Source organism: Sphingomonas sp., from assembly GCF_041661825.1.
GTDB lineage: Bacteria > Pseudomonadota > Alphaproteobacteria > Sphingomonadales > Sphingomonadaceae > Sphingomonas.
This window is the reverse complement of the sequence record NZ_JBAZTU010000002.1, coordinates 182,590-196,873: the sequence shown is the minus strand read 5'-3', so window position 1 is coordinate 196,873 and position 14,284 is coordinate 182,590. Positions and strand designations below refer to the sequence as shown.

Here is a 14,284-nt window from a genome sequence, read left to right as displayed (position 1 = left end):
CCTGTCTCAACCACGACGATTTTGCCGGGCTGAAGCCTCGGCCGGGCGCATTTCTCTTTCCGTTCACCGGTGCGGCGCACGAAAAAGCGCCCCGGAACGGGTCCGGGGCGCTTTTTGCGAGAAACAACCGTTTCCGGTCTTACTGGTCGAGGAAGCTGCGCATCTTGCGCGACCGCGACGGGTGCTTGAGCTTGCGCAGCGCCTTCGCCTCGATCTGCCGGATTCGCTCGCGCGTCACCGAGAATTGCTGACCGACCTCTTCCAGCGTGTGATCGGTGTTCATGCCGATGCCGAAGCGCATGCGCAGCACGCGCTCTTCACGCGGGGTGAGCGACGCAAGCACCCGGGTGACCGTTTCCTTGAGGTTCGCCTGGATCGCCGCATCGACGGGAATGACGGCGTTCTTGTCCTCGATGAAATCGCCGAGATGCGAATCTTCCTCGTCGCCGATCGGCGTTTCGAGGGAGATCGGCTCCTTGGCGATCTTCATCACCTTGCGGACCTTTTCGAGCGGCATCGACAGGCGCTCGGCCATTTCCTCGGGCGTGGGCTCGCGGCCCTGCTCGTGGAGGAACTGGCGGCTGGTCCGCACCAGCTTGTTGATCGTCTCGATCATGTGCACCGGGATGCGGATCGTGCGCGCCTGGTCGGCGATCGAGCGCGTGATCGCCTGGCGGATCCACCAGGTGGCGTAGGTGCTGAACTTGTAGCCGCGGCGATATTCGAACTTATCCACGGCCTTCATCAGGCCGATATTGCCCTCCTGGATGAGATCCAGGAACTGAAGCCCGCGATTGGTGTATTTCTTCGCGATCGAGATCACGAGCCGCAGGTTGGCCTCGACCATTTCCTTCTTGGCGATACGCGCTTCGCGCTCGCCCTTCTGGACCATGTTGACGATCCGACGGAACTCGTTGAGCGACATGCCCGTCGCCTGGCTGATCTCCGAAATTTCGATACGGATACGGTCGACCGCATCGCTCTCGTTCGCGACGAAGGCAGTCCATTTCTTGTCGAGCTTCGACACGCTGGTCAGGAACTGCTCGTCCAGCTCATGGCCGATATAGCGGTCGAGGAAGTCCTTGCGCGGCACCTTGTGGCGCTCGGCAAGGCGCAGCATCTGGCCGCCCAGCGCGGTCAGGCGCCGGTTGAAGGCATAGAGCTGATCGACGAGATATTCGATCTTGGCATTGTGGAACTGGACGCTCTCGACCTCGGCAGTCAGGTCCTCGCGCAGCTTCTGGTATTTGCGCTCCTCGGCACCCGACAGCTCGCCGCCCGCGGCCATCGCCTCGAGCCGCTGCTGCTGCATCTTCGAGAATTTCTTGTAGATCGCCGTGATATTGGCGAACCGCTCAAGCGCCTGCGGCTTGAGCTGTTCCTCCATCTGGGCGAGGCTGAGGGTGTTGTCCTCCTCCTCATCGTCCGACGGCCGCGGCGTGCGCCGCTCGGTCATCGAATCCTCGTCCTCGTCGGCGGCGGCCTCTTCAGGCTCTTCCTCTTCCTTGAACGACGGGCCTGCGGTCTTTTCGGAAATCTCGCCCGAACCTTCGGCATCGTCGTCGGTCAGCGACTCGGGCGCCGGGTCCTTCGACAGCATCGCGTCGAGATCGAGGATCTCGCGCAGCTGCATCGTGCCTTCGTTGAGCGCGGTCGACCAGTCGATGATCGCGTTGAAGGTGATCGGGCTTTCGCAGAGCCCGAGGATCATCGTGTCGCGGCCAGCCTCGATGCGCTTGGCGATGGCGATTTCGCCCTCGCGGCTGAGCAGCTCGACCGCGCCCATCTCGCGCAGGTACATGCGCACCGGATCGTCGGTGCGATCGATGACCTCTTTTTTCTTCACGTCGAGCGCTGGCGCGCTTTCCTCGGACGAATCGACCGATTCGACCTCGTCCTCAGGCTGATCGGCCTCTTCGCCGTCCTCGCCCGCTTCGTCATTCTCGACGATGTTGATGCCCATCTCGTTCAGCGCGGACATCACGTCCTCGAGCTGATCCGATGACATCTGATCCTGCGGCAGCGCCTCGTTGAGCTGCTCATAGGTGATGTAGCCGCGCTTCTTGGCGCGCGCGACGAGCTTCTTGATCGACGCATCGTTCAAGTCGATCAGGGGCGCATCGCTGTTCTCGGTCGTATCAGCGACGTCCGCCATTTCCGTTTTCGCCATTAATTGCCCTCGGTACCTAAAGCTCTGGCGTCTTCGTTCGCTTGCACCAGATTTGCAAGTCGTGCGTCGAGCGCCTGTTGTTCCTTCACCAGCGAAACCTGCCGTTCAAAGGCTTCGTCCGAATAACGCGCCATGAGCGCTGCCGTTGCTTCCGCCAGTGCCGCATCCACTTCCGGCCGTGCCACCAGAATGGCGATGGCTTCGTCCAGGTCCTCCCTCGCTCTCGCGGGTTCGGCACCTTTCAGCGTGAACGACCACGATAATTGGTCGGCCCGTAGCAGATTGCTGGCGATGTTATCGAATCCTGATTTCGCCAATATGGTGAGCAAGCCCTCGCTATCAAGCGCCTGATCTTCAACGGCGAGATCGACCACCGCCTCGAATAGCCGCCCGAGCGCTCCATCGGCCAGTTTCAGCGACCCTAGAACCTCCATGTGACGGGCGATTTCGGCCGGATGACGGATCAGGCCGGCGAGCACCGCCTTGGCGAGGATCCGGTCGATGCCGGTGGCGCGCACGCCCTTGGCGACCTCGCCCACGGGTGGGTCGGGCGCTTTCCATTTCTGGCCGGGCTTGCGCTTCGGCCCGGGCTGGAAGGCGCGGAAGGGCTCGCGGACCCGGGCGTACAGATCGTCGAAGCGGCGGCGGAATTCTGCCTGATATTCGATGCTGACATTCTTGTCGGCGATCGATTGGGCGATTTCGTTGAGGCGCATTTTCAGCCCGGCCTTTTGTTCGGGCGTGTTCAGCGGCTCGGCGGCGAGTTCATGCGCCCAGAGGCGATCGACCAGCGGCTCGGGCGTGCGGAGCAGCTCCTCGAACGCCGCCGGGCCCTTCATGCGGACCAGATCGTCGGGGTCGATTCCCTCGGGCAGGGTGACGAAGGCAAGGCTGCGGCCGGGGGCGAGCATGGGGAGCGCGCGATGGGCGGCGCGCATCGCTGCCTTTTGTCCGGCCGAATCGCCGTCGAAGCACAGGATCGGGATGTCGCTGAGGCGCCACAGGCGTTCGAGCTGTGCTTCGGTCAGCGCGGTACCGAGCGGGGCGACGGCCTCGCCGAAGCCGGCCTGGGCGAGGGCGATGACGTCCATATAGCCCTCGACCACCAGCACGCGGCCGGACTTGCGCGACGCGGGGGCGGCACGGTCGAGATTGTAGAGCGTGCGGCCCTTGTCGAAGAGCGGCGTCTCGGGGGAGTTGAGATATTTTGGTTCACCGTCGCCGATGATGCGGCCGCCGAAGGCAATGGTGCGGCCGCGCGGATCGCGGATCGGGATCATCAGCCGGCCGCGAAACCGGTCGTACGGTTCCTTGTCGTCGACCTTGATGAGCAGGCCCGTCTCGACCAACATCGGATCGCCGAAGTCGCGTAGCGCGGTGCGCAGCTTGCCGCGCGAATCGGGCGCGAAGCCAAGGCCGAAATCCCGCCGCGCCTGGTCCGTGATCCCCCGGCGCTTGAGCAGTGCCACCGCCTCGCCGCCATCGAGACCGCCGAGCTGCGCTTCGAACCAGTCGGCCGCGGCTTTCATCGCGTCATGCAGACCCTTGGCTTGCTCCGCCTTTTCGGCCGAGCGCGGGTCCATCGCCGGCAGTTCCATGCCGGCGGCCTGGGCCAGCTCCTTCACTGCATCCATGAAGGGCAGGCCGCGCTGGTCGGTCATCCAGCGGATCGCATCGCCATGCGCGCCGCAGCCGAAGCAATGGTAAAACGCCTTGTCGTCGTTGACGTAGAAGCTTGGGCTCTTCTCGTTGTGGAACGGGCAGCAGGCACGGAATTCCCGGCCGGCCTTTTGCAGCTTGGTGGTACGGCCGATCAGCGCCGAAAGCAGGGTGCGGGTGCGGAGCTCGTCGAGGAACTGGGGGGAGAGGCTCATTCCTCTCCTCCCTCAGGCGGGAGGAGAGGAAGAAGAGGCGGGACATCCTCCACCTTACGCCAGCGCCGCCTTCACCAGCCCGCTTGCCTTGCTCATGTCGAGGCTCTGCGCATGACGCGCCTTCAGTTCCGCCATCACGCGGCCCATGTCCTTCATGCCCGTCGCGCCCAGCTCGGCCTTGATCGCTTCGATCGCGGCCGACGTTTCCGCGTCGCTCATCTGCTGCGGCAGGAAGCGCTCGATCACCGCGACCTCGGCGGATTCGGCGTCGGCCAGTTCCTGGCGATTGCCCTTCACGAACATATCGATCGATTCGCGGCGCTGCTTGACCATCTTCTGCAGCACCTCGACCACCAGCGTATCGTCGTCCTCGGGCGCCTTGCCGGTGCGCGCCTCGATGTCGCGGTTCTTGATCGCTGACTGGATCAGGCGGAGGGCGGCGGTGCCTTGCTTGTCTCCGCCCTTCATAGCGGTGATGAGCGCGGCCTTGATGTCGTCGCGAATCATTGTCGGTCCTTTTCGGTAATCCACACCGATAGCGCGGCGGGGGAATCTTTAACAGATTGACGCTCCGCCCCGCGAGGCTTAGCGACCGCCGCTTAGCGACATCGAAACCCGAAGGAGTGCCCGCCACGATGGCCGACGCCAAACCCGTAACTGCGCCCGAAGGAGCGACGGGAGTCCTCGTCCTCGCCAATGGGGACATTGCGTGGGGGCGCGGATTCGGCGCTGAAGGCGAGGCGGTGGGCGAGGTATGTTTCCACACCGCGATGACCGGCTATCAGGAAGTGATGACCGATCCGTCCTTCGCCGGACAGATCATCACCTTCACCTTCCCGCATATCGGCAATGTCGGCGCGAACCCCGAGGATATCGAAGCGAACGACCCGCACGCACTGGGCATCATCGTCCGCGAGGACGTGACCGCGCCGTCCAACTTCCGCTCGGTCGAGCGGCTCGATGACTGGATGAAGCGGCACGACCGAATCGGCCTGTCCGGCATCGACACGCGCGCGCTGACCCGCCGCATCCGCACCGGCGGGGCGCCCAATGGGGTGATCTCGCACCGGGCGGACGGCAAGTTCGATCTTCCGCTGCTGCTGGAGATGGCCAAGGCATGGCCGGGGCTGGAGGGCATGGACCTCGCCATCTCGGTCACCACCGAGACGCATTATGGTTGGGAGGGCGGCATCTGGCGGCTGGGGTTCGGATACGGGACCATGGATTCGGGGGATGCGCGGCCGCATGTCGTGGCGATCGATTATGGCGCCAAACGAAACATTTACCGCAATCTGGTGAGAGCCGGTGCGAAGGTCAGCGTGCTGCCCGCCTCCGCCAGTTTCGAGCAGGTCATGGCACTGAAGCCCGACGGCATCTTCCTGTCGAACGGCCCGGGCGATCCCGCCGCGACCGGTGAGTATGCGGTGCCGGTGATCCAGCAGCTGCTCGAGACGCGCATTCCGCTGTTCGGCATCTGCCTCGGCCACCAGCTGCTCGGCCTTGCGGTGGGGGCGGAGACGACCAAGATGTTCCAGGGCCATCGCGGCGCGAACCATCCGGTCAAGCGGCTGAGCGACGGCGCGGTCGAGATCACCAGCATGAACCATGGCTTCGCAGTGATGAGCGAGACGCTGCCGGCAACGGCGCGCGAGACTCACGTGTCGCTGTTCGACGGATCGAACGCCGGGTTCGAGCTGACCGACCGGCCGGCCTTCAGCGTGCAATATCATCCCGAGGCGAGCCCGGGGCCGCAGGACAGCCTTTATCTGTTCGAAAAGTTCGTCAGCTCGCTGGAGAAAAGGGCATGAGCCTGCCCGAGGTGGACCAGACCCGGTTCGAGCAGGAATGGCTCGGCGACCAGGACGTGCTCGCGCGGCTCGCCGAGGGCGGCGACCGGCCCGAGCTGGAGCGGCTGGTCGATGTCAGCTTTGCCGGCGAGGAAGACGCGCTGGACCAGCTCGCCGAGGAAGCCGGGCAGTTCGGCTTCTCGGTGATCGAGCGCGAAGAGAATGAGGATGGCGGCATCTCGCTGTTCCTCGCGCGCCATCAGAAGGCCGATGCCGCGTCGATCAAGGCGCTGACCCTGCAATGCCTGCAGATCGAGATCCTGTACGACGTGGAATATGAGGGCTGGGGCTGCGCGGCCGAGACCGGGCCGGCCCATTGATGATCGCGCGCGCCGCCATCTCCAACGCCGCCCTCGCGGCCGGCCTGTTCCTGTGCGCCGGCGCGAGCATGGCGCAGGACAGCCTGACCCCGATCGCGGCGGGCTGGAAGATGGCGGATGTCGGCCACAAGCCCGGCGACGACAGCGACCGGCTGGTGACGATCGAGAAGGTCATCCCCGAGATCGACCTGATCTACCGCCCGAGCGAGAGCAACACTGCCGGCAGCATCCAGGCCGAGTTCAAGGCGATCAACGGCTGCAAGGGCCTGAGCTATAATTCGGGCTTCGACTTCGGCGATCCGCCGGCGGATCGCGCCGCGGAGGTTCGCAAGCAGGTCCATGAGGCTTTCAGCGACTTCGCCAAGACCTGCGCGGTCAAGCCGGAGACCGAAGCGGCGCTGATGACCGGCTTCGGCGAGGCCTTTGCCGCCGTCGACACGCTGATGACCGACAAACCCAACGTCTATCCGCCCGAGCCAGCAGAAGACGCGAAGGACCAAAGCACCACATAATGCCAAAACGCACCGACATCTCCTCGATCCTCGTCATCGGCGCCGGCCCGATCGTCATCGGCCAGGCGTGCGAGTTCGATTATTCCGGCACGCAGGCGATCAAGGCGCTGCGCGAGGAAGGCTATCGCATCGTCCTGGTCAATTCGAACCCGGCGACGATCATGACCGATCCCGAGCTGGCCGACGCGACCTATGTCGAGCCGATCACGCCCGAGATCGTCGCCAAGATCATCGAGAAGGAGCGGCCGGACGCCGTCCTGCCGACGATGGGCGGACAGACCGCGCTCAACACCGCGCTGGCGCTGTTCAACGACGGCACCCTGGCAAAATACGGCGTCCAAATGATCGGCGCCGATGCCGAGGCGATCGACAAGGCCGAGGACCGGCTGAAGTTCCGCGACGCGATGGACAGGATCGGGCTCGAATCCGCTCGCTCCGCCATTGCGCACACGCTGGAAGAGGCAGTGGCCGGGCTCGAGACGACCGGCCTCCCGGCGATCATCCGCCCGAGCTTCACCATGGGCGGATCGGGCGGGGGCATTGCCTATAACCGCGCCGAGTTCGAGGAGATCGTGCGCAAGGGGCTCGACGCGTCGCCCACCACCGAAGTGCTGATCGAGGAATCGCTGCTCGGCTGGAAAGAGTACGAGATGGAGGTCGTGCGCGACCGCAACGACAATTGCATCATCATCTGCTCCATCGAGAATGTCGATCCGATGGGCGTCCATACGGGCGATTCCATCACCGTCGCGCCGGCGCTGACGCTGACCGACAAGGAATATCAGATCATGCGCAACGCGAGCATCGCGGTGCTGCGTGAAATCGGTGTGGAAACAGGTGGTTCCAACGTCCAGTTCGCGGTCAATCCGAAGGACGGGCGCCTCGTCGTGATCGAGATGAACCCGCGCGTCTCGCGCTCCTCGGCGCTTGCCTCCAAGGCGACGGGCTTCCCGATCGCCAAGGTCGCGGCCAAGCTGGCGGTCGGCTACACGCTCGACGAGATCATCAACGACATCACCGGCGCGACCCCGGCCTCGTTCGAGCCGACGATCGACTATGTCGTCACCAAGATCCCGCGCTTCGCCTTCGAGAAGTTCAAGGGCGCCGAGCCGATCCTGTCGACCGCGATGAAATCGGTCGGTGAAGTGATGGCGATCGGCCGCAACATCCATGAATCGATGCAGAAGGCGCTGCGCGGCCTGGAAACGGGCCTGAGCGGTTTCAATCAGGTCGATGCGCTGGTCGGCGCACCGCGCGATGCGATCGAGGCGGCGCTGGCCCGCGCCACGCCGGACCGGCTGCTGGTCGCGGCCCAGGCGCTGCGCGAAGGCTTCACCGTCGCCGAAGTGCATGCGATCGCGAAATACGACCCCTGGTTCCTGGAGCGGATCGCCGAGATCATCGACGCCGAGGAGGAAGTGTGCCGGGGCGGCCTGCCGCAGGACGCGGTGGGCATGCGCCGGCTCAAGTCGATGGGCTTCAGCGACAAGCGGCTTGCCTGGCTCGCGCTCAAATCCGCCAATCTCCATGGCGGCATGGACCGCGGCATCGCGCGCGGGTCGGGGCTGATCCACGACGCCGTGGTGGCGATGACCGGCGGCGTGACCGAGGATGAGGTGCGCAAGCTCCGCCACAGGCTCGGCGTGCGCCCGGTGTTCAAGCGGATCGACACCTGCGCGGCCGAGTTCGAGGCGAAGACGCCGTACATGTACTCGACCTATGAGGCGCCGAGCTTCGGCGAACCCGAGAATGAGGCCATGCCGTCGGACCGGCGCAAGATCGTCATCCTGGGCGGCGGGCCGAACCGGATCGGGCAGGGCATCGAGTTCGATTATTGCTGCTGCCATGCCTGCTTCGCGCTGGCCGACGCCGGCTATGAGACGATCATGGTCAACTGCAACCCGGAGACGGTGTCGACCGATTACGACACGTCGGACCGGCTCTATTTCGAGCCGCTGACCGCCGAGGATGTGCTCGAGATCCTGCATGTAGAGCAGCAGAACGGCACGCTGGTGGGCGTGATCGTCCAGTTCGGCGGCCAGACCCCGCTCAACCTGGCGCATGCGCTGGAACAGGCCGGTATCCCGATCCTGGGCACCAGCCCGGACGCGATCGACCTGGCGGAGGACCGTGAGCGGTTCGCCGCGCTGATCACCAAGCTCGGCCTGCTCCAGCCGGCCAACGGCATTGCGCGCAGCCGCGACGAGGCGATCAAGGTGGCCGAGCGGATCGGCTATCCGGTGCTGATGCGGCCAAGCTATGTGCTGGGCGGCCGGGCGATGGAGATCGTCGACGGCCCGGCACAGCTCGACGATTATATCCAGACCGCGGTGCAGGTGTCGGGCGACTCGCCCGTCCTCATCGACCAGTATCTGCGCGACGCGATCGAAGTGGATGTCGATGCGATCTCCGATGGCACCGATGTGACGGTGGCGGGCGTGCTTCAGCATATCGAGGAAGCCGGCGTGCATTCGGGCGACAGCGCCTGCTCGATCCCGCCCTACAGCCTGTCCGACGAGATCATTGCCGAGATCGAGCGCCAGACGACCCTGCTCGCCGGGGCGCTTTCGGTGGTCGGGCTGATGAACATCCAGTTCGCGGTCAAGGACGGCCTGGTCTACCTCATCGAGGTCAATCCGCGCGCCAGCCGGACGGTGCCGTTCGTCGCCAAGGCGATCGGCGCGCCGATCGCCAAGATCGCGGCGCGGGTGATGGCAGGCGAGAAGCTTGCCGACCTGCCGAAGATCGATCGCGCGATCGATTATGTCGCGGTGAAGGAAGCAGTGTTTCCGTTCAATCGCTTCCCGGGCATCGATCCGGTGCTCTCACCGGAAATGAAGTCTACCGGCGAAGTGATGGGGATCGATAGCGATTTCGTCATGGCGTTCGCCAAGTCGCAGCTCGGCGCGAGCAATGTGCTGCCGAAAGCGGGCACCCTGTTCGTCAGCGTGAAGGACGGCGACAAGCCGGTCGTCCTGCCGGGCGTGAAGCTGCTTGCCGAGAATGGCTTCGCCATCGTCGCGACCGGCGGCACGGCGGATTATCTGTCGGCGCACGGCGTGCTGGTCGAGCGGGTCAACAAGGTGGCGCAGGGCCGGCCGCATATCGTCGACCGGATCAAGGACGGCCAGATCGACCTGATCTTCAACACGACGGAAGGCTGGCAGTCCCTGAAGGACTCGCAGCCGATCCGCGCTTCGGCGCTAAATCAGAAGATCCCGTACTTCACCACGGCCCCCGCCAGTGTCGCTGCGGCACAGGCGATCGTGGCGCTCGCGACACGCAGCCTTGAAGTGCGGCCTTTGCAATCCTATTATTCGCACTCGCACAAATAATTTCCCACATGAGAGAAGACGTGCGGGCGGGTCCGTGAGGGCCGGCTTCAAGTGATTTTTTGACGAAGGACCTAAAGGGATGGCGACCGTCGACAAGATGCCGATGCTGCAGGAGGGCTATGAAAAGCTCAATGCGGACCTGAAGCGGCTGAAAGCGGAGCGCCCGACCATCGTCGACGCGATCGAGGAAGCGCGCGCGCACGGCGACCTTTCCGAAAACGCCGAATATCATGCCGCCAAGGAGCGGCAGGGGCAGATCGAGGCGTCGATCTCCGACATCGAGGACAAGCTCAGCCGTGCGCAGGTGATCGATCCGCGCGACCTGTCGGGCGACAAGGTCGTGTTCGGCGCGACCGTCACCCTGCTCGACGAGGACGAGAAGCCGATCCGCTACCAGATCGTCGGCCAGACCGAGGCCGACGCCAAGGGCGGGCGCATCTCGTACAACTCGCCGCTCGGCCGTGCCCTGATCGGGCGCAAGGTCGATGACGAAGTCGAAGTGACGGTGCCGTCGGGCGACCGTTATTACGTCGTCTCGAAGATCGAATTCATCTGAACGGAATCGATCTTCCGCGGGGCCGGTTCACCGACGCGCTGGTTGCGCTGTCGGTCTTTACCGTCTTGCTCGCGACGGCGGTGCTCGGGCTGGATGCGGCCGCGATCTGGTTTGGCTTCACGCCCGGGGATTTCCTGGCCGGCGGGTGGAGCAACGATCCGATCCGGTCCTGGCTCTCGCCGCTCGCCTCCGCCTTCCTGGCGCGCGATTTCGTCTCGGCGATCTTCAACCTGATCTTCCTGCTGATCGCCGGCCGCTATGTCGAAAAGGCGATCAAGCCGCTCGGGCTGGGCGTGATCTTCGTCGCGGGCGCCTATGGCGGCGCGCTGGCGCGGCTGATCCTGACGCCGGGATCGGCGCTGGCCAGTGCCGGGCTCGACGCGCCGGTGTTTGCGGTGATCGGCGCCTATTTCATGCTGTACGGCGTGCCGGACGCCATTCCGATCGCGCGGCACCATAACCGGCTGACCCAGATCGCGATCCTCGCGGCCGTCTGGATGGCGATCCAGATCGCCTTTGCCGTCATCGCGCAGAGCTTTGCGGTGTCGGTGACGATCGTCGAGCCGGTCGGCGGGTTGCTTGCGGGCATCGCGCTGGCCAAACCGATGTTGGCGTGGACCTATCGCAAGGCGTGAGCCGGCGATGGCCGTCGATTCAAATGGGGTGAGGGTTGCGGGGGATGAGGTTGGGACGGCGCTTTCGGGTGTCGAGCATTCTGGCCGATTTCCGTGGCGTTCCAGCCCGCTGAATCGAGATAGATCCGCGGGGCGTAAGGGCTGGGAGATCGGCCAGGGACCTTAGCGAATGCGCCTGAAGTGGAAGTTGCGCACGAAGGGTGCACCCGTGGTATCTACGTTGGTGGCGGATTCGGTCATCTCCTTGCCATCGGCCGAAATGGTATAGACGCGCACCGCCCCCAGAACCTTGTTCTTGGCCAGGCCCATGACGAGCACGTTGGGCGCCGGAGAGTTGAACGCGGCGCTGTCCGCTTCATTCGTATCGCCTTCGGCCGGCGCCATCTTGCCGTCGCGCCGATACTGGACCGCCGAATGCCTGACGCTGTCGTTCGGCGCGACGATGTCGATCTCCGTTCGCCACTGGCCCGAGCCGGCGTCTTCGAATGTAAAGGTCACCCGCTTCGGGGGCGGGCCATAGGAATCGGGCATTCGCGTCAGGTCGAGTTCCCACGCCCCGAGGAAGGGCGACTGCCCGGCCGCCGCCGGACGCGCATTCCCTGGCTGCGCAGGGGCGGGTCCGCCAAGGAGTAAGGCTGTAGCGGCTGCGGGGAGGAGCAATGCTCCGAAGCGTGGACGGGAGTATTGCATGTGATCTCTCCTTGGTCTGGAGGCATGGCCTCTGCGTTGATTTTCCAGCGAAAAACGTCGCGTCGCATCGCGGCACCGTCTGCAGGCACACGGCCTCTATCTCCGGGGCGGTGCTCCCGAAGGTCCGGCAAACAAAGGGGCCGGAATCGTTACCCGGGCTGTTGCGTCCCAGCCGCGGGGGAGAGCTGGACATGCCACCGCGCCACCATCGAAACAGCTGCCAGTTCAATCGCCAGCACGGCGCCCTGAAGCAGCGCCTGGGTGCTGTCGAGAAAGAGCACCCCCATGAACAGGATGAGCGTCGCAGCGGCGGCCAGCATCCGCATTCCCGAGCGCGTGACACCAGCCCAATCGCGGTTCAGCATCACCCAGGCGATGCGAAGATGCCCGAGGCCGATCAACAGCTGGAGAAACGCAAGCGAAGGAATGGCCGCTTGATAGACGCCGCGCAGAAGGCCTTCATGCGTGCCTCCTTCAAGCAACGCGCCCGAAAGCCCGTGCTGTCCTGGATAGAGATAGGGAAGGCCAAGCAGGGCGCATCCGATTTGCAGGGCGGCCATCGGGATCATCACGCCGAGCACCAGGGCGTAGTTGGTCAGGACGAAGCGGCCTCGCTCCCGCGTCAGCATCTCGCGCCATGCCGCCGCGAGGCAGCCGATCGCGAACAGCAGCGGCTTTCCGTCCGTTACCGCCGCCTCGAACTCCGCGAGCATCGCCGCCGACCATTCCCGGCGGCTCTCGTCCAGGCAGCACACGGCCAGGGCCATCACCGCACGTGACACCGTCGCCTTCATGCGAGCGAGGCCTTTGAAGGAAGAGTTCCGCGATCGCCGGGCAGCTGCAGCGCGAGCGCAAAGCCGGCAGCGGTCAATCGGTAGGCGTGACGGGCGGGCCGGCCGGGCTGCGCCGGCTCGCGCCACTCAGCCTCGACGAGCCCCTGATCGGTCATGCGCATCAGCAAGGGATAGAGCGTTCCGGACGAGAGGCCGGTCTCCTTCATGAGATCATATCCATGCCGCCATTCCTGTCGTTGCGCGGATAGCGCGTCGAGGAGGGTACGCATCTGTGTCGAGGGTTGTCGTTTTCGGAGCATGATTGAGTACTACATATGTAGATTTAAGAGTCAACACAGGGCTCGCAGGCCCTATGCAGGGGGTTGCCGAACGCACCCAGGCTCGTCGCAAGCCTCAGCTTTCGAGGTCTGGCATCCCAAATTCGTTCGGCGCTTCACGACGTCTACCAGGCGTCAGGCATTCGGCGCGCGATCCCGAAGGCTGGCCATGGGTCGCACTCCGGTATCATTGCGCCCCGGACCGGTCATCAGCAGCCGCTCTGCGCCCAATCCGGTCAATCAATGAAATTGGCGCCGATCCCAAAAAGTAGCCATTCGTCGTCCGCATCTTTTGTAGAAAAAATTACGAGACGATGTCGAATATCGATCCGCTCATTCGTCGTTCCGATGCCGCTCCACGGGAGAGGCCTGCAAAACGGAGGCAAGACGATGCGTTTGATGATGTCTCGGAAAAAAGCCACTGATGGCGAGAGCCTCTTCCGCCGCTCGATTTGGAATGCAACGGCGGTGAGCTCGGTCGCCAGGCTGGCGGCCAGGGCGATATTCATGGCGTCCGCGTTGTTTGTGGTCACCGGCGCAACGGCCCAGCCGGCGGAAACATATTCCCGCATGGCCCCGATCGACGCCTATCTGATGGACCGCGACCAGGAAATCGCGCTCGCCAGGAGCGCAGCGCCCGCTTCGATTTCGAAAGATGCGACCGTTCTCGTCATGACCCCGACCGGCTACGAAACCGCCGTTTCAGGAACCAATGGCTTTGTCTGCTGGGTGGCCCGCGGCTTCGCCAGTGCCAGCGACTGGTCCGAACGATGGAATCCGAAAATTCGGGCGGCGGGTTGCGACAATCCCCAGGCTGCACGGTCGATGACCCCGATCGCCAGGCTTCGTACAGCGATGACGCTTGCCGGTCGCACCGATGCCGACATCATGGAGCGCATAAAAGCCAAGTTGCGCAGCGGCGACATTCCGCCGCTGGAAGCGGGTGCGATGTGCTTCATGATGTCGAAGACGGCGTACCTGACCGATCTGGGCACCCACGGCATGGCTCATGTGATGTTCTACATCCCGTTCAAGGACGGAACCGATTGGGGCGCCAACGCGGCCGGATCGCCCGTCATTGGCGGCAATTACTGGTTCTTCCTGCCGGAGCACGCGGCCGAAGCCGCGGCGCTTCCGCCGGTTTCGGTCGTCCTGGTCGGCACGCCGACCTGGTCTGACGGCACGCCGGCCGCGATGGCCGGGATGTAGTCGTCCTTTGCCTACCGAACACGCG

13 protein-coding genes are annotated in these 14,284 nt (G+C 64.4%); 7 read left to right on the top strand and 6 right to left on the bottom strand.

Features of this window, described 5'->3' with window-relative positions:
• Nucleotides 1-139 precede the first annotated feature (139 nt).
• The 3 genes from rpoD to WC729_RS07995 are packed head-to-tail and all read right to left on the bottom strand — an operon-like array spanning nucleotide 140 to nucleotide 4,551.
• A complete protein-coding gene (gene rpoD, locus WC729_RS08005; protein WP_372851389.1) occupies nucleotides 140-2,170 on the bottom strand; it encodes an RNA polymerase sigma factor RpoD in 2,031 nt (676 codons plus the stop codon).
• The gene (gene dnaG / locus WC729_RS08000) at nucleotides 2,170-4,044 is read right to left on the bottom strand and encodes a DNA primase (RefSeq protein WP_372851387.1); all 1,875 of its coding nucleotides are present in this window, start codon (nucleotides 4,042-4,044) and stop codon (nucleotides 2,170-2,172) included. Before dnaG ends, rpoD begins: the two co-directional genes overlap by 1 nt.
• A gap of 54 nt (nucleotides 4,045-4,098) precedes the next feature.
• The gene (locus WC729_RS07995) at nucleotides 4,099-4,551 is read right to left on the bottom strand and encodes a GatB/YqeY domain-containing protein (protein ID WP_372851385.1); all 453 of its coding nucleotides are present in this window, start codon (nucleotides 4,549-4,551) and stop codon (nucleotides 4,099-4,101) included.
• 128 nt (nucleotides 4,552-4,679) lie between these two features.
• Between WC729_RS07995 and carA the strand changes: the two genes are divergently transcribed.
• From carA to WC729_RS07965, 6 genes are all read left to right on the top strand, one after another.
• On the top strand, nucleotides 4,680-5,852 hold the full coding sequence (carA, locus tag WC729_RS07990) for a glutamine-hydrolyzing carbamoyl-phosphate synthase small subunit (RefSeq protein WP_372851383.1): 1,173 nt from the start codon (nucleotides 4,680-4,682) through the stop codon (nucleotides 5,850-5,852).
• A complete protein-coding gene (locus WC729_RS07985; protein WP_372851381.1) occupies nucleotides 5,849-6,211 on the top strand; it encodes a ribonuclease E inhibitor RraB in 363 nt (120 codons plus the stop codon). The genes carA and WC729_RS07985 overlap by 4 nt, the downstream gene beginning before the upstream one ends.
• Nucleotides 6,211-6,723 carry a hypothetical protein gene (locus WC729_RS07980; RefSeq protein ID WP_372851378.1) on the top strand — a complete coding sequence of 171 codons (513 nt, stop codon included), beginning with the start codon at nucleotides 6,211-6,213 and terminating at the stop codon, nucleotides 6,721-6,723. The genes WC729_RS07985 and WC729_RS07980 overlap by 1 nt, the downstream gene beginning before the upstream one ends.
• Nucleotides 6,723-10,058, top strand: coding sequence for a carbamoyl-phosphate synthase large subunit (gene carB, locus WC729_RS07975; RefSeq protein WP_372851376.1), 3,336 nt, complete (start codon nucleotides 6,723-6,725; stop codon nucleotides 10,056-10,058). The genes WC729_RS07980 and carB overlap by 1 nt, the downstream gene beginning before the upstream one ends.
• Before the next feature lie 79 nt (nucleotides 10,059-10,137).
• Nucleotides 10,138-10,614, top strand: a complete 477-nt coding sequence (greA, locus tag WC729_RS07970; RefSeq protein ID WP_372851374.1) for a transcription elongation factor GreA — start codon at nucleotides 10,138-10,140, stop codon at nucleotides 10,612-10,614.
• Nucleotides 10,615-10,679: 65 nt separating this feature from the next.
• Nucleotides 10,680-11,249 (top strand): rhomboid family intramembrane serine protease, encoded by a 570-nt coding sequence (locus WC729_RS07965; protein ID WP_372851372.1) that lies wholly within the window; start codon nucleotides 10,680-10,682, stop codon nucleotides 11,247-11,249.
• 162 nt (nucleotides 11,250-11,411) lie between these two features.
• On the opposite strand, the gene WC729_RS07960 is transcribed toward WC729_RS07965, so the two are convergent.
• From WC729_RS07960 to WC729_RS07950, 3 genes are all read right to left on the bottom strand, one after another.
• Nucleotides 11,412-11,780 carry a hypothetical protein gene (locus tag WC729_RS07960; RefSeq protein ID WP_372851370.1) on the bottom strand — a complete coding sequence of 123 codons (369 nt, stop codon included), beginning with the start codon at nucleotides 11,778-11,780 and terminating at the stop codon, nucleotides 11,412-11,414.
• Between the two features lie 308 nt (nucleotides 11,781-12,088).
• Entirely contained in the window at nucleotides 12,089-12,733 is a 645-nt protein-coding gene (locus tag WC729_RS07955) for a hypothetical protein (protein WP_372851368.1), read from the bottom strand.
• Nucleotides 12,730-13,002 (bottom strand): PadR family transcriptional regulator, encoded by a 273-nt coding sequence (locus WC729_RS07950; protein ID WP_372851366.1) that lies wholly within the window; start codon nucleotides 13,000-13,002, stop codon nucleotides 12,730-12,732. The genes WC729_RS07955 and WC729_RS07950 overlap by 4 nt, the downstream gene beginning before the upstream one ends.
• A gap of 438 nt (nucleotides 13,003-13,440) precedes the next feature.
• Between WC729_RS07950 and WC729_RS07945 the strand changes: the two genes are divergently transcribed.
• Nucleotides 13,441-14,259 (top strand): hypothetical protein, encoded by an 819-nt coding sequence (locus WC729_RS07945; RefSeq protein WP_372851364.1) that lies wholly within the window; start codon nucleotides 13,441-13,443, stop codon nucleotides 14,257-14,259.
• Nucleotides 14,260-14,284: the final 25 nt, after the last annotated feature.

Bases quoted from the DNA above. Each gene is read 5' to 3' on its own strand.
- WC729_RS07945 (WP_372851364.1), top strand. From the start codon at position 13,441: ATGCGTTTGATGATGTCTCGGAAAAAAGCCACTGATGGCGAGAGCCTC.
- WC729_RS07960 (WP_372851370.1), bottom strand. From the start codon at position 11,780: ATGCCCGATTCCTATGGCCCGCCCCCGAAGCGGGTGACCTTTACATTC.
- carA (WP_372851383.1), top strand. From the start codon at position 4,680: ATGGCCGACGCCAAACCCGTAACTGCGCCCGAAGGAGCGACGGGAGTC.
- WC729_RS07980 (WP_372851378.1), top strand. From the start codon at position 6,211: ATGATCGCGCGCGCCGCCATCTCCAACGCCGCCCTCGCGGCCGGCCTG.
- WC729_RS07985 (WP_372851381.1), top strand. From the start codon at position 5,849: ATGAGCCTGCCCGAGGTGGACCAGACCCGGTTCGAGCAGGAATGGCTC.
- rpoD (WP_372851389.1), bottom strand. From the start codon at position 2,170: ATGGCGAAAACGGAAATGGCGGACGTCGCTGATACGACCGAGAACAGC.
- dnaG (WP_372851387.1), bottom strand. From the start codon at position 4,044: ATGAGCCTCTCCCCCCAGTTCCTCGACGAGCTCCGCACCCGCACCCTG.
- carB (WP_372851376.1), top strand. From the start codon at position 6,723: ATGCCAAAACGCACCGACATCTCCTCGATCCTCGTCATCGGCGCCGGC.
- WC729_RS07950 (WP_372851366.1), bottom strand. From the start codon at position 13,002: ATGCGTACCCTCCTCGACGCGCTATCCGCGCAACGACAGGAATGGCGG.
- greA (WP_372851374.1), top strand. From the start codon at position 10,138: ATGGCGACCGTCGACAAGATGCCGATGCTGCAGGAGGGCTATGAAAAG.
- WC729_RS07995 (WP_372851385.1), bottom strand. From the start codon at position 4,551: ATGATTCGCGACGACATCAAGGCCGCGCTCATCACCGCTATGAAGGGC.
- WC729_RS07955 (WP_372851368.1), bottom strand. From the start codon at position 12,733: ATGAAGGCGACGGTGTCACGTGCGGTGATGGCCCTGGCCGTGTGCTGC.